Source organism: Sporosarcina gallistercoris, assembly GCF_050459885.1.
GTDB lineage: Bacteria > Bacillota > Bacilli > Bacillales_A > Planococcaceae > Sporosarcina > Sporosarcina gallistercoris_A.
Genome location: NZ_JBCMNO010000018.1, coordinates 24797 through 38725 on the forward strand (window position 1 = coordinate 24797; position 13929 = coordinate 38725).

The 13929-nt window shown below is 41.1% G+C and carries 15 protein-coding genes and 1 riboswitch; of the genes, 4 read left to right on the forward strand and 11 right to left on the reverse strand.

Translation table 11 applies throughout. From position 1 onward, the window contains the following. Positions 1-2: 2 nt before the first annotated feature. Positions 3-1136, reverse strand: a complete 1134-nt coding sequence (gene purK / locus ABE021_RS10775; RefSeq protein WP_430288644.1) for a 5-(carboxyamino)imidazole ribonucleotide synthase — start codon at positions 1134-1136, stop codon at positions 3-5. Continuing rightward, positions 1120-1608 carry a 5-(carboxyamino)imidazole ribonucleotide mutase gene (gene purE / locus ABE021_RS10780; RefSeq protein ID WP_430288645.1) on the reverse strand — a complete coding sequence of 163 codons (489 nt, stop codon included), beginning with the start codon at positions 1606-1608 and terminating at the stop codon, positions 1120-1122. Before purE ends, purK begins: the two co-directional genes overlap by 17 nt. Positions 1609-1738: 130 nt before the next feature. Further along, a riboswitch (purine riboswitch) is annotated at positions 1739-1840 on the reverse strand. A 491-nt stretch (positions 1841-2331) separates the two neighbouring features. Between purE and ABE021_RS10785 the strand changes: the two genes are divergently transcribed. Beyond that, positions 2332-2757, forward strand: coding sequence for a ferritin-like domain-containing protein (locus tag ABE021_RS10785; RefSeq protein WP_430288646.1), 426 nt, complete (start codon positions 2332-2334; stop codon positions 2755-2757). A 190-nt stretch (positions 2758-2947) separates the two neighbouring features. Further along, a complete protein-coding gene (locus ABE021_RS10790; protein WP_430288648.1) occupies positions 2948-3214 on the forward strand; it encodes a translation initiation factor 2 in 267 nt (88 codons plus the stop codon). A 530-nt stretch (positions 3215-3744) separates the two neighbouring features. Here the strand turns inward: ABE021_RS10790 and ABE021_RS10795 are convergent. Then, on the reverse strand, positions 3745-4068 hold the full coding sequence (locus ABE021_RS10795; protein WP_430288649.1) for an ArsR/SmtB family transcription factor: 324 nt from the start codon (positions 4066-4068) through the stop codon (positions 3745-3747). Between the two features lies 1 nt (position 4069). Then, positions 4070-4471, reverse strand: coding sequence for an SRPBCC family protein (locus ABE021_RS10800; RefSeq protein ID WP_430288651.1), 402 nt, complete (start codon positions 4469-4471; stop codon positions 4070-4072). Between the two features lie 327 nt (positions 4472-4798). Between ABE021_RS10800 and ABE021_RS10805 the strand changes: the two genes are divergently transcribed. Beyond that, a complete protein-coding gene (locus ABE021_RS10805) occupies positions 4799-5767 on the forward strand; it encodes a linear amide C-N hydrolase (protein WP_430288652.1) in 969 nt (322 codons plus the stop codon). A gap of 281 nt (positions 5768-6048) precedes the next feature. On the opposite strand, the gene ABE021_RS10810 is transcribed toward ABE021_RS10805, so the two are convergent. The 3 genes from ABE021_RS10810 to ABE021_RS10820 form a co-directional block, all read right to left on the reverse strand. Beyond that, entirely contained in the window at positions 6049-7014 is a 966-nt protein-coding gene (locus ABE021_RS10810) for an alpha/beta hydrolase (protein WP_430288653.1), read from the reverse strand. Between the two features lie 129 nt (positions 7015-7143). Next, positions 7144-7692 (reverse strand): hypothetical protein, encoded by a 549-nt coding sequence (locus ABE021_RS10815; protein ID WP_430288655.1) that lies wholly within the window; start codon positions 7690-7692, stop codon positions 7144-7146. A 178-nt stretch (positions 7693-7870) separates the two neighbouring features. After that, positions 7871-8518, reverse strand: coding sequence for a DedA family protein (locus ABE021_RS10820; RefSeq protein ID WP_430288657.1), 648 nt, complete (start codon positions 8516-8518; stop codon positions 7871-7873). 704 nt (positions 8519-9222) lie between these two features. Between ABE021_RS10820 and ABE021_RS10825 the strand changes: the two genes are divergently transcribed. Further along, positions 9223-9942: a YqcI/YcgG family protein gene (locus tag ABE021_RS10825; RefSeq protein WP_430288935.1), complete on the forward strand. Its 720-nt coding sequence runs from the start codon at positions 9223-9225 to the stop codon at positions 9940-9942. A gap of 104 nt (positions 9943-10046) precedes the next feature. Here the strand turns inward: ABE021_RS10825 and ABE021_RS10830 are convergent, their stop codons facing one another. From ABE021_RS10830 to ABE021_RS10845, 4 genes are all read right to left on the reverse strand, one after another. Beyond that, positions 10047-10697: a hypothetical protein gene (locus ABE021_RS10830; protein ID WP_430288658.1), complete on the reverse strand. Its 651-nt coding sequence runs from the start codon at positions 10695-10697 to the stop codon at positions 10047-10049. A 149-nt stretch (positions 10698-10846) separates the two neighbouring features. After that, positions 10847-12169 (reverse strand): sodium-dependent transporter, encoded by a 1323-nt coding sequence (locus tag ABE021_RS10835; RefSeq protein ID WP_430288659.1) that lies wholly within the window; start codon positions 12167-12169, stop codon positions 10847-10849. 32 nt (positions 12170-12201) lie between these two features. Continuing rightward, a complete protein-coding gene (locus tag ABE021_RS10840) occupies positions 12202-13446 on the reverse strand; it encodes a hypothetical protein (RefSeq protein ID WP_430288660.1) in 1245 nt (414 codons plus the stop codon). A 20-nt stretch (positions 13447-13466) separates the two neighbouring features. Continuing rightward, positions 13467-13841 carry a nucleotide excision repair endonuclease gene (locus ABE021_RS10845; RefSeq protein ID WP_430288662.1) on the reverse strand — a complete coding sequence of 125 codons (375 nt, stop codon included), beginning with the start codon at positions 13839-13841 and terminating at the stop codon, positions 13467-13469. Positions 13842-13929: the final 88 nt, after the last annotated feature.

The window sequence follows — 13929 nt, forward strand, 5'->3', positions numbered from 1 at the left end:
GGTCAATGACTCCAAATCCCACTCACTTCAATTTCATCAAGAGCTAGCTCCACCGAGTCTCTCAACACATTGACATGACCCATTTTTCGTTTAACAATCGCGTCTTTCTTCCCGTAAAGATGAACTTTCCAATCTTCTAATTCCGAAATTGCGTTTAGGATGTCTTGCAGATGTTCACCAAGAATATTGACCATCACAACGGGACTCATTAAATCCGTTTTTCCTAACGGCCAATTGCAGACTGCCCGTATGTGCTGTTCGAACTGTGATGTCAGACAAGCTTCCATCGTGTAATGACCTGAATTATGGGGTCGCGGTGCCAATTCGTTTACAATAAGCTCTTTCTGTTCAGTCACAAACATTTCAACAGCTAGCGTTCCAACGAGGTGAAGCTGAGTGGCTAGTTGCTCAGCAAGTTCCACAGCTTTCCGTGATACTTCTTCACTGATACGTGCAGGAACGATGCTTTTGTGCAAAATGTTTTCGTGATGGATATTTTCTGCAACAGGGAAACACTTCATCATGCCATTCGTTTTCCTAGTGACGATTACAGAAATCTCTTTTGTAAAAGGGATCCACTTTTCAATGACACACGTGCTATTATTCAGGAGCCCTGAAGCCAGCTCAATATCAGATTCTGAATGAATGACAATCTGTCCCTTACCGTCGTATCCCCCACGTGTTTTTTTCATCACACACGGATAGCTTACCTTGCTGACAACTTCATGAATGTCACTTACATTTTTCACGACGCCGTAGGGAGCTACTGGAACTCCCGCTTTTGTGATCGCTTCTTTTTCAGTGATCCGATCTTGAGTGATTTTTAAAAGTTCCGCTCCTTGAGGCAAATAACTATTTTCTTTTAACCAAGCTAATGCTTCAAAACTCACATTTTCGAATTCATATGTAACGACATCGCTCACTTCAGCAAGTTGTCGGATCGCCTCCAAGTCGTCATAATCACCATGAATTTCAATATCTGCAACTTGCCCGCACGGACAGTTCGGTGTTGGATCTAAAACCGCAATACGAAATCCCATAGCTTTTGCCGACAAAGCCATCATGCGGCCAAGCTGGCCCCCGCCGATGATTCCAATCGTTTGTCCCGGTAAAATCACCTTAGATAAGTTGTTCATTGCTTTTTAACACCTTTTCTTTCGTTTCATTTCGAAGGGTTTCCAATCTTCCTGCAATTTCCATGTCATTGCTGCCTATGATCTGTGCAGCCAGTAATCCAGCATTGACAGCACCTGCTTTTCCAATCGCGACTGTCGCTACAGGCACTCCGCCAGGCATCTGAACGATGGAAAGTAAGGAGTCCATCCCTTTTAACGCCTTCGTTTGAACAGGGACACCAATGACTGGCAATGTGGTTTTGGCAGCTGTCATACCCGGCAGATGAGCCGCACCGCCAGCACCCGCGATAATGACTTTAATACCTCGGTCACGTGCGCTTTCTGCATAATTGAAAAGTAAATCCGGTGTACGGTGTGCCGAAACCACTTTTTTTTCATAAGGAATCTTCATTTGTTCCAATGCTTCACACGCATGTTTCATCGTTTCCCAATCGGAAACACTTCCCATAATGACTCCAACTTGTGCGTTCACTGTCTTCCCTCCCACGTTTGGATAGATAGGTATCGAGTAGAAAAAAAGACAGGAAACTTTCTCGTAGAAGAGAAAGTTCCCTGTCCGGGATAAGTCGCCTTTAAGAAAAAAGGACAGTCCTATCCTGTGTTAAGGATGCACTTTCTCTCATAGTCCAACAATTTACGGTTATTGGGTAGAAACGTCCGGGCCATATTCCCGAGTATATATGAGAGATATTAGTAAGTTCGTAATCATCTTAACAATCACTTGAACTGTCGTCAACAGAAAAGGCGAATATAATTCACCAATAAAGTTTTAACGTTCGTATAAATGCGTTTTTTGGATGCAAAACAAGCTGATATACCAATGTTTATCATCATTTTGACGGAAACTCAGTTTTACCCTTAGAGATCATTGTGGATACCACAACTAGTAGCGCTTCCTCTATACCGGGTCACATTGACATTTCAAACTCTTTCTTTTTTATTGCTACAGTCAATTTTGCAAGAGATTTAGTCTTTACTCACTAAAAATAAAGTTAATTCCATATTTAAATTTTTTCTAAAAAGAGGAGTTTAATCCCGTCAATATAATCGACAACATAACTGCACCTCATCAGTTTGGCTATGTCCTGTTTCAACAATGGAATCTTCGGATTCTGGTAAAAGATCCTTCGTCCTTCCTAATACAAGCTACAAGTTGTTAGGTTGACTCATACTATGGGGAAAGGGGGATTTCAAATTGAATCAAAGTTCTATGCGAATTTCTAAAGACACGAAAATTTTGGACGACATTTCGAAAGCGATTGACGGTGAATATACTGCGATAGCTTGTTATGAAATATTGGCTAATCAGGCTCCGAATGATGAAATAAAGAAACGAATTTTAGAAATCAGAAAAGATGAAATCAGGCACTACGAAGCTTTTTGGTACCTTTATCTTTCACTAACGGATAAGAAACCAACACCCAAAGTAACGAAACAATGTCCTGCAGATTATAAAACTGGAGTGATAGATGCATTCATCGATGAACAGGAAGCCGTTGATTTTTATCACACAGTCGCAAGAAGTACGGATAATCCAATTATAAAAAATCTATTTACTCAAACTTCTGCTGATGAACAAAATCACGCAGTCTGGAATTTATATTTTATCAATCTACTCTAATCCGAAAAAACGTGGTTTCTCAATTTTTCTCGAAATTTACATTCTTATGGTGTAGGAGATTGCCTTTACGGGCCTGAAAGATATTCGTCAGATTATATGTAAACCAGTGAATGACTCTCAATTAACCACATCATTTACTCATGATTTCATACTATACTTAGAAACCATTATTCAATAAAGGGCGTGTAACATGAATAACTTTAATAATAATCCGCAAGGTGTAAATAATCCCTCACCAGAAATTTACGCCGCAAGGATTGGATTTATTGGAACGATACTCTCAACCTTAGGTGATGGTCTTCAGTCGATTGGAGCTGGAATCACATTACAACAATTAGAGGTTTCCAGTATTCAAGATGCACAAACGCAAACAGATCAATCCGACCAATTTGACTCCATGCAAAAACAAATTGATCAATTAACTAGAAAAATTGAAGAAATGGAGAGAAAGAGGTAAGTGAAATGAATAGTGTACAAAAATCCTCAACTTGATCAGGTACTACTTATATATGGTATCGTACGAATCTCCTTTCATTTCAGGATGTCAGTATTCCAGTACCGGATGGAATACTGACACTTTTGCGGATCACTGTCACTTTCTTCACTTCAAATTGTGAGGGCACTCTTGAAGCTTTTAGAGTGTTGAACATACAAATACCCCATCAATGGATGATGGGGTCATACTGTAAGCAATCTATGGAAATCACGGGATTGTTTGCAGTCATTTTAAAAAAAACAGTACAAACTCTGAAGCTATGATTCGCCCGGAGACCGAACGGCTTGCTCGCCTCTGAATTCTCCAGTTCCCCCACACTTTCTAATAAGGGGTGGATATGTTTACGGTTGAATAGGCAGTGCTGAATGACTAATGAGGCCTTGCATACGATGCAGCAAACTTCTTCACTGCTGAGAAACCTACTGGATCAACCACTTCTTACTTCTTTTAGAAAAAAACCAATATATCCCTGCTGCTTCGATTTTTTGAATTTAATCGCTAGTGCCCTCGACAAACTTCTTGAGCGCAGCTAGCTGGTCATCCCAATAGGGTTCAAAAAATTCCAGATAATTTTGTACCTCAGTGAGTGGTTTCGCTTTCAAGGTATACCGGGTTTCCCGTCCGAATTTACGACTTTCCACAACTCCTGCATTGGAAAGAATCGTTAGATGCTTATTAACTGCGGTCCTACTGACCGGGAATTGAGCGGCTATCTCAGCTATGGACATGTCTTTATCCACCAACCGTTTTAAAAGTACACGCCTAGTTGGATCGGAAATAGCCTGGAATACATCGTGTTTTTTCTGACTAGGCATATTAAGCCTCTATATATGCTGGTAATTTGTTATTCACGATGTTTTCCCAACCACCGTTCATCGTTACACGTTTCGAAGCTTGTTCTTCAGTCCATCCCGAGTGGATGAGGGTGAACTCCGTTTGTTGGTCGCCTGCTTCTTTCAATTCAAATGCCAGGTGCCAGTCTTTGTCCCAGTCAAATCCTACACGATATGGGGGTTCCAGTTCGGTCACAGTGCACGGTGAGTCCCCAAAGGGTCCTGCATGAAGGACAAAATCCTTTCCTAACACGGGTTCAAATGTATTGGGCATCCACCAGGCCGCCAGTCCTTCCGACGTGGAAACAGCCTTCCATACTTTTTCAATCGGAGCGTTCAGGACAATGGTTTTTCGGATTTCGGGGAGTTTATTATCTGTACGCATATTTTATTCCTCCTAAACTGATATGACACCTTAAAGTGTTACATTACATCTTAACACGGAAGGATTCCTCTCACAATATTGATAATGCACAACGTTTTCTTACTAAAAGTGACTTCATTTGACGAAATCGAGATTCATCGATAATCCGATTGTTTAAGAAAAAATATCAGTTCCTTTAGTGATACACCTGCTCATTGCATTCTTTGCTGAACAATCTTGTCTAACTTAAACATAGACAAAGTTCTTTCACACTGATTGCAGATGCCGACAAGGGGATTTGAATCTTTAATAGAAGTAGTACTAAGATGCATTCTAGGAGGGATGATAATGTGTACAACTATCGGTTTTTCTTATAAGGATGGAATTGTATTCGGCCGGACGTTAGAGGTCGGGATGCCACTGGACAACCACATTCTTTTTGTCCCTAAGAGTCTTGAAGGGTTCATTCAAACTCTAGGGGCAACCTACTCATCAAAATATGCGGTTCTAGGTACAGGTTTTTTTAAGCATCCGATGTTCGGTGATGGCATTAACGAAATGGGGTTAATGGGTTCGAATAATTTGTATCCTGGATATGCAACGTTTGCAACGCACCCAGTGGAAAATAAGGTCAATTTAACCATAGCGCCTGCATTCAATTATTTACTTAGCAGATGTAAAAACGTAGAAGAAATACGAGAAGAAGCAAATAAAATGAGGATCCTAGCAGAAGGAGACTCTAAGGATGATGTTTCTACTGAGCAGCACTTCTTTTTCATGGACGCCGAAGGCAATGGAATTGTTCTGCAACCGAAAGATGGTGAATTGCTCATTCATGAAAACCCGTATGGTGTGTTAACGAATTCACCTGAATTCCCTTGGCATGTGACGAATTTAAGGAATTACATTCACTTGCAGCCTGATAACGTTCAACAGAACAATATGAACGGTGTACCACTTTCAAAATTCGGAGAAGGAAGCGGAATGGTCGGACTTCCCGGTGACTTCACCCCTCCTTCCCGATTCGTTCGGGCGGCTTCGTTTGTTTCCGCTACTCCCAAAGATTTGGAGCGAAAGGAGGCAATCTTGCAAGGATTCCGGATTTTATCCCAATCGGATATTCCTACAGGAGCAGTTATCGATCCTATCGAAGGACATCGCGATGAAACACTATATACCGCGATCATGGATACGAAGAAAAAAGCCTATTTCATCAAATTCCATGACAACATCAATATTCAACCATTCTATTTGGATGACTATTCAGATGAAAAAGAAGCGTTGTTCTTTGATATTGAGAAAACGATGAATCTTTAACCGTGCAAGCCGGATCAAAAGAGTTAGCATGATGGCTAAAGCATATACTACCGGTGCTCTTGCAGAGAAAGCATATGTCAAACAAATCCCAACTTGCTAACTTGGCGAGTTGGGTTTTGATACACACTTAAGCTCTAGCGCCGCTGGACAATCTTGCTTTAAACAACTTGGATATCCAACTAGTATTAATGTAATCGGATTTTGTATGGAAGACTCTGACAGTTTTATCAATCATTCTTTGGCGCGTATTCCCAGTTGACGCATTCTAGAATCACTGAAAATCATTCAATTGTATGATCAAGGAACTGCTGAACTTTTTGTTTATACTCTTCAGGTTGCGCCGCATAAGACTCACCATGGTTTGCATCCTCAACCAGGAAGATTTCAGAACTGCTGGACGTATTCTCATACAACTCGATTGCATTCTTCACTGGCACAAACGTATCCGCTTTTCCATGGATGTACAATATCGGTACCTCTGTTTTCCGCACAGCTTTCAGAGCACTCGCTTCCTTGAACAAATAGCCAGCCCGCATCTTCGTCACTAGACTTGTACTATCCAACAATGGAAATGCTGGAAGATGAAACATACGATTCATTTGATAAGCGAACAACTGATAAACAGATCCATACGGACTGTCTGCGACAATCGCCTTCACTTGTGACGGTAACTCCGCTTCCCCGCTCGCCATGAGAACGGTTGCTGCACCCATCGACAATCCGTGGTAGACGACTTCCGTGTCTGAACCGAGCCTCTCGACTAACCTGTTCGTCCAGTCGATCAAGTCCAATCGATCTGGCCATCCAAAGCCATAATATTCCCCTTCACTCTTTCCATGCCCCCGTGCATCTGGCATGAAAATGTTATAACCTAATTCCTGATAATAAAAAATACCGAATAGCCCCATTTGTTTCGCGTTCCCTAAATAGCCATGTGTCAAAATGACCAGCTTCTTTGTGGGTGAAGCTGCAGGTAGAAAATAACCCGACAATTGTAAGCCGTCTCGTGATTCTAACGTTAACTCTTCAAACTCCTGGTCGTGGACCCAGTCTATCCAATCACCATTTACATACAGATCCATAGTTTCATCGGCGACGTCTAAGTCCGCATTATTTTGTAAAAAGTCTTTCGGCCCTCTCTTAATAGCAAGATCATAGAAAAACACTCCCCCCATGACTTGGAGACTGAATAAAGCCACTACCACTAATAGCAAAACCTTTTTCCAATTCCTCTTTATGCTCTTCACTCGATTACCCTCAGTCCGTCATATTCTTTCTGACTTCCAAGTATACAGGAATGACCATGAGAGTATGTGAAAAAAATTATTGAAATACTGGATATTATTTCTCGTAGATCTGATTATTCATGGACAGTTTTATTTAAAAGAAGGATGTGCCCACCATTCATCAGCAATATCGGGCAGGTTCTCTTCTTTGAAATTCTTTCTATCTTTATTCAAACGTTGTAGGGTGTCACCAGAATAATTGGATTTAATAACATAACGGTCAGAGGAGTTCCCGTATTTATCTGTAAATGGATATTTAACATTCACCTTAATATGATCAATGTTCAAATCCAATTCTTTTATGGCATAAACGGCATCACGTACAGTAAGTTGAATACTTTTTACGGTCATTTTATCTGAAAGGTTTTCTTTCCCTTTGTACTCGATTTTCAGGGAATATGGTTCTGGAGTATTGAGTCCTTCCACACCTACTAAGTCACCAAATTTGTTCTCTTGAAGTGCTGCTTCCACTAGTTTTTTCCTCAACTCAGGATTTTTCTCTTTTTCAATAACCGCTGAAGTTATTTGGCCGGCCATTACCTCTTGAGTAGTCGTTCCCTTATTATTATTCATTCCTTCATGCTTTCCACAAGCCGTAAGCAGCAAAGTGCACATTCCTATGGCAAATAATCGTTTCATCCTGATTGCCCCTCTCTATGCATACAGAATGCCTCAAGCAGCTCTGCTTCATACAAGAGTTTCAATGAAAAAAGCATCCGAATTCAGCTCCCTTCCTAGAAGGAATGCTGAATTCGGATGCAGTTTAAATTTGGATAGTCATTCAAAATGCACTTCTGTTGTACTCTGTATGCTGTCTTCACTTTGTACGTAAACGGCTATTCACGTAAGAAATGATGGGTGGCAAGATTGAAAGCACAATGACTCCCATGATGATCGTAGAGAAATTGTCTTTTACGAAGGGGATATTTCCAAAAAGATATCCAACGGTTGTGAACAGTCCAACCCACAGCGCCGCGCCCACAATATTGTATGTCAGGAAATATCGATAATCCATACGACTGGAGCCGGCAATGAATGGAATGAATGTGCGGATGAATGGCATGAATCGAGCAATTACAATTGTTTTCCCACCGTGTTTTTGAAAAAACTTCTCAGCTTTATCGACTTTTTCCTGATTAATCATGCGACCGACCCAGCGATTTTGTGTGATCGCGGTGCCTAGTGTCTTGCCGATATGATAATTGACGGTATCCCCGATAACTGCAGCTATGAAGAATACGAAAATCAAGATCCCAAGATTGAACACTTGCTTAGTTGCTGCGATAGCGCCTGCTGCAAACAGAAGTGAGTCTCCCGGAAGAAACGGAAAAATTACGATACCTGTTTCCGTAAATACAATCAGGAATAGAATTACATAGGACCAAGCGCCAAAGTTCTGGATAATCTCAATTAAATGTTCGTCGATGTGTAAAATAAAGCTGATCATAGATTGAATGAATGACATATGGATTCTCACTTTCGATTGGAGTTATGCAAGGTTACTTCCAATTGTCTGTAAATATCTCAACAGAAATCAGTAACCTTCATTATCATACTTCAATTCGCACGGCTTGTCGTGAATTATCTAGTCGGTTCCGAAATTTTTATGAACTAGGACAAAGCAACATTTGATCTAAGCTTTATATTATGAGTTTCGTTTTCCTCGATTTCTTATATGTGTTTCCCATCTCCTGAATAGAATGATCGATGAACATGCTCAAAACCCCAGCCTCGCTACTAGTAAAAGTAGCGAGACTGGGGTTTTTTAAGATGTTACTAGTTAGCTGCATCTTGTTTTATTAGTAATGGAGATCTGTAATCGAATGGGTTGCGGCACTACTAGGCAATCCCTAGTCGGAATAGGCTGCGTATTGTTTTCCACTTTCCGGCGAAAGTGCCCCGTTCGCGGGACAGAGCGGTGCCGCGCCTCTGTGATTAGTAGTATACGCAGTTATGAAGCAATGTATTCACTAACATACTGCTGATCTATTTTGCGTATTCTGATCATATAGAGTCTCAATCCATGAATTTGTGTAAGTCATAACGGAACATTCAGTAAATCATGAGAAACTTTTTTAGGTTTTGAGTTCGATATTCAGGGAAATATCCTAATAGTACATGACTGAGAAGGGACGAAATCAATTGATAGATACCAAAAAGGCACTACTGATGAAAGAGGATTTTGAAACGCGCACCGATTTACCGGATTGGCTTATCGAAGAGTATCAGACTTTCCATAATACCGTGACGGATAAAACGTTTCCTTGCTATTTTGGAATGAATGGTGAAAAGAAAGGTGAGCTGCGTTATGCCTATATTACGAAAGATGACTGGAGTAATCTCCCTCTCGCACTCATTGAGTTCCTAGCTCTCTTTGAAAACCCGAAGCATAAGAGGCATGGTTTATTTGTATTTGTAGAACCTTTTTCACCAGAAGGAACATTGGAAGACTATCGCCAACACTTTTGGGACATCCTGCAATACTTGCACGATGTCGATGATGTCAAGTGGCCAATGGAGAGTCCTCGTGACCCTGATCACTATTTGTGGGATTTCATGTTTCACGGAGAGCCTATTTTCGCATTCGGTAATACACCTGCTTATAAGCAACGGAAGACGCGAGATTTAGGGAATGCGATGGTGATTGGATTCCAACCACGCAAAATATTCGAAGGGTTAAAAGGCACGAAAAAAGGCGGGATCATGTCTCGGGAAAAAGTACGGGAACGTGTAGAAGCTTGGGACCATCTGCCGAAACACCCTGACATCAGTCACTTTGGAGATCCGGAACATAATGAATGGAAGCAGTTTTTCATCGGAGATGACAGTGAACCGATTCAGGGGAAATGTCCATTTATCCATAAAGAGATGAAACAAAAGCCGTCCTGATGGGCGGCTTTTTTAGAGCAGTATCTAAGATGGATCATAGATAAAAAAGCCCATGTAGATACGGAACAAAAGAATCGATTAAAGGATGTTTAATCGATTGTCTTTCATTCTCCTCCACCGAGTTCCAATATCTTCTTTGAAAGTGTCTGATCCTTCTGTCCGAGTTGAAAGTAACCAATTTTCCCTTCCTTTGTTGAGAAAATCGCTTTTCCTTCAAGTTCATGTTGCGAAGGCTCTTCACCAGGTGTTGAGAATTCAACAGTCGCTTTTATTAAATATTGATTACTCGCTGTATCGATTTCACTTTGCTTCACTTCTGAACTTAAAAGTCGTAACTGGTACTCTTCTTCGAAAGTATAGAAAGATTGGTATTGAAATAACATCCCTACACTCTCAGTTCTCGATAACCCGTCTTCTGAGAAATAGGGAAGATACTTTTTTTTCATATAACTAGTTAGTCTCATCTCATCTTCTTTTTGTTTCACACTGCCCTGGTCTTCCGTTCCATCCATAGCTGCATTTACTAACTGAATGTATTGCTCATCGGGACCATTAAGTTCGAGTTTCAACACAGTTTCAATCGTCTTGATATTCCCTTCAACTGATTGTTCTATTGTTGGAGAAATTTCAGTTTCTATCTTTTTCTCTTTCTTTTCAATTACTACACCCTTTGGGCTGCATCCTAAAGTAATTATGCAAGCTAATGCTAAGGTAGTAAGAATCTCTATTCTCTTTCGAGTACTGTGAACATTCATCACAATCCCCCTCTCTCATCTCTAAGTTTGCAGAATGTATTATGGGTAGTGCCTTAGCAACTTATACGTTTTACCATAATATTAGTTTCATTATTCTATCTTTTGTCAAAAAAATTTAAGCCATGTGCTGGTTAGCACATGGCTTAAAATTATAATTCGATAATCCAAGTCAAGAAAATAATGACAATGGCTGTTGGGACAATATATTGTACAAGGACTTTCCAGATTTTATGGAGAGTTGGATTCATGCTCAGTTCGTCTTCAGTGTCTTTTTGGCTGAGCACATAACCAGCAAAGATCGACACAGCTAATGCACCAAGGGGCATAGCGATTCGACTCGTTATCAGATCAGCGAAATCGAATATTGTACCACCGAAAATTTGAATGTCTCCAAGAAGCCCGAATGACAGTGCACTCGGAATTCCGACCAAGAAAATCAACCCGCCGAAAATCCAAGCCGCTCGTTTTCGTTTTTCATGCTTCTTACGGATCCCTGTAGACACAACAATTTCAAGCATTGCAATCGCCGACGTCAACGTTGCGAATAGCATGAGGATAAAGAATACAATCAAGAAAAATCCGCCGAACGGAATTTCATTGAAAATAGCAGGCAGTACTACAAAAATAAGACCGGGTCCTTCAGTCGGTGAGTGACCAAGTGCAAATACTGCAGGAAAAATGACGATTCCGGCGAGAAGAGAGATGACAATATTCAATATTGACACATTGAAAGCGGACTGACCAAGTCGTTCTTCTTTTTGCAAGTACGAAGCATAGGTCATCATCGCCGTCACACCGACACTCAAGGAGAAAAATGCTTGACCAAGTGCCAAAAGCAACGTTTTACCAGTCAAGTAGCTCCAATCCGGCACGAACAGGAAACGGATTCCCTCCATTGCCCCGTCAAGTGTCAGAGAACGGACTGCAAGTAAAATGAAAAAGATGAACAATAAAGGCATCATCCATCTGCTCGCACGCTCAATTCCCCCGCGAATACCACTTTGTACTATCCAGACTGTAATCGCAAGAAACGCAGCTTGAGCGATTAACACTTCCATCGGATTTGCAATGATATCGTTAAATAATCCACCATAGTCCACGCCAGAAAGGCTCCCCATCAACGAACGGACGAGATAAGATAAAATCCAGCCACCAACAACGCTATAAAACGACAAAATGATGAATGATGCAACAAGGCCCATCCAACCTACCCAATTCCATTTCCGTCCTTTAGACAACTTTTCAAGAGACGTGACGACATCCGCTTGTCCCCGTCTGCCGATAACGAATTCCGCCAGTAAAATCGGTAATCCGATAAGAAGTGTACTTAATATGAATAACAACACGAACACACTGCCGCCGTTCATTCCTGCCATATAAGGGAATTTCCAAATAGCACCCAGACCAATTGCGCTTCCGGCTGCTGCTAATATAAATCCGATTTTTGACGTCCATTGTTCCCGTTCTTTCATTTTCCAACCCCGTTTCAAGCAAACCAAAAAGTTTACAAATCATTTAATTGTTTCAGTTCGCCTGTAACGGCATCTATGCATTCCCCTGCATCTAACAACCCACACAGTTTATAGGTTGCTGTTGAATGATGATATACATATCTCGGATCGAGAGTAATGTATGAAATCATTTTTTCAAAAGCGTCTTCCTGAGAAACCGTTTGGACGCGCGGCTGAGTGTACCCCTCAAATAGTGGCGCCATTTCATTTGAATCCATGAAATTCATGACTTCATATGTATCTTTCTTGAGCATGATTAATATCTTCCTACGAAGAGGTCCTGCAATTTCACCTAATTTGCGGCAGACAACTTCAATACTTCCTGGCTGGTGCATAACGCGATAGACTTCCCATTTGCTAGATTCATCAGGAAGCACGGTAGACAAAAATTCGATTGAAGATTGTATACAATTTCCAATCGCTTCATCCGTTAGAAGATTGCTGGGATGCTTTAAAATCTTGAAGGCTTCTTCAGAGCTTACTTCAGTGCTGAAAGGCTGAATACTCATTTTATCGAACTGGTAATTTGAAGCCGTTTCCCACTTTAAAACTTCCATTGGGTAGTGTGCCGATTGTTCTTCAGAAAAATAAGGCAGGGCTGTTCCATCTTGCGTAATGTATACTTCATCAATTGCATAGTAATCCGCAAATCGGGCCTCCTCTTCAATAGGCAGTCGAATCGCAGTGAGCTGTTGTCTTACCAATGGCTCAATCGCTTCAAGTGTCATTGAAAAAGGACCGTCTTCAAATTCATTTGTCACAAGAATCGGCAAAATACATTGAAGCAGTCTTCCGGACTCATCCCATTGAAGCTCTAAGACACCATCCGTTTGAACAGAGACATTATGATGCATGACATCGCCTTCAATTCCATATCGGCTACGGTTCGTTAAGACAAGAGTGTCCCCAGCAAACAATCCAGTCTGCTGCTGTATCCACATTAAAAATGCCTCTTCATTTTCAGCGATCGGCTCGGCAAATGAGTTCATACCTTGAGTGGACACATTCCGCAATTGCTGAAAACGCAAAGAATACCGTGTAGAGACGGTTCCATCTGGAAGCATATCGTCCTCATCAGCGATCGTTACTGCAGGCGGAAGCCAGTCTGCAATCAGCAAGATATCAAACCCGCCAAATGCAGACACTTCTTGTGAAAGTGAGTGTGTGTGAAGAACGAACTGCTGAAGTCCCAGCGTATTTTTCAGTTCTTCCAGCACAGCTTCAATCCGTTTGTCCAAAGTGCTCGCCTCCTCTTGTCTTACTCGAAAAACACTTTCTCTGTGTTGTACTTTGCACGCTTTGTATTAATAATGTATGTCTCATAAATTTCGCGTTCCATTGCATCTTCCACAACGATCACAGCAATTTTATTCACTTCATCGCGATGTGGTTTTAAAGGTGAGACGTTATCTTCCAAATGTTTCTTAACACGGGGACGCAGCTTACGTGCTTTTCCGACAAACAGTAACTCGTCTTGTTTGTTGTAAAATAAAATGATTCCGCCTTTGTCACGTGGAATCTCATGTAGGTCCACGAAACCGCAAATCGGTTTGATCGGCACAATATTGGCAGATACTTTTTGAAGCCGTTGTTCAATTTTTACATCATTTTCAGGAATAGTAATAGAAATCATCAATGTCACGTCCTATCTGGTTTTGTTATAAATCCTACCATAGATTGTCGCAGAATGCGATTTGTCGATATATTACGACGAATAGACC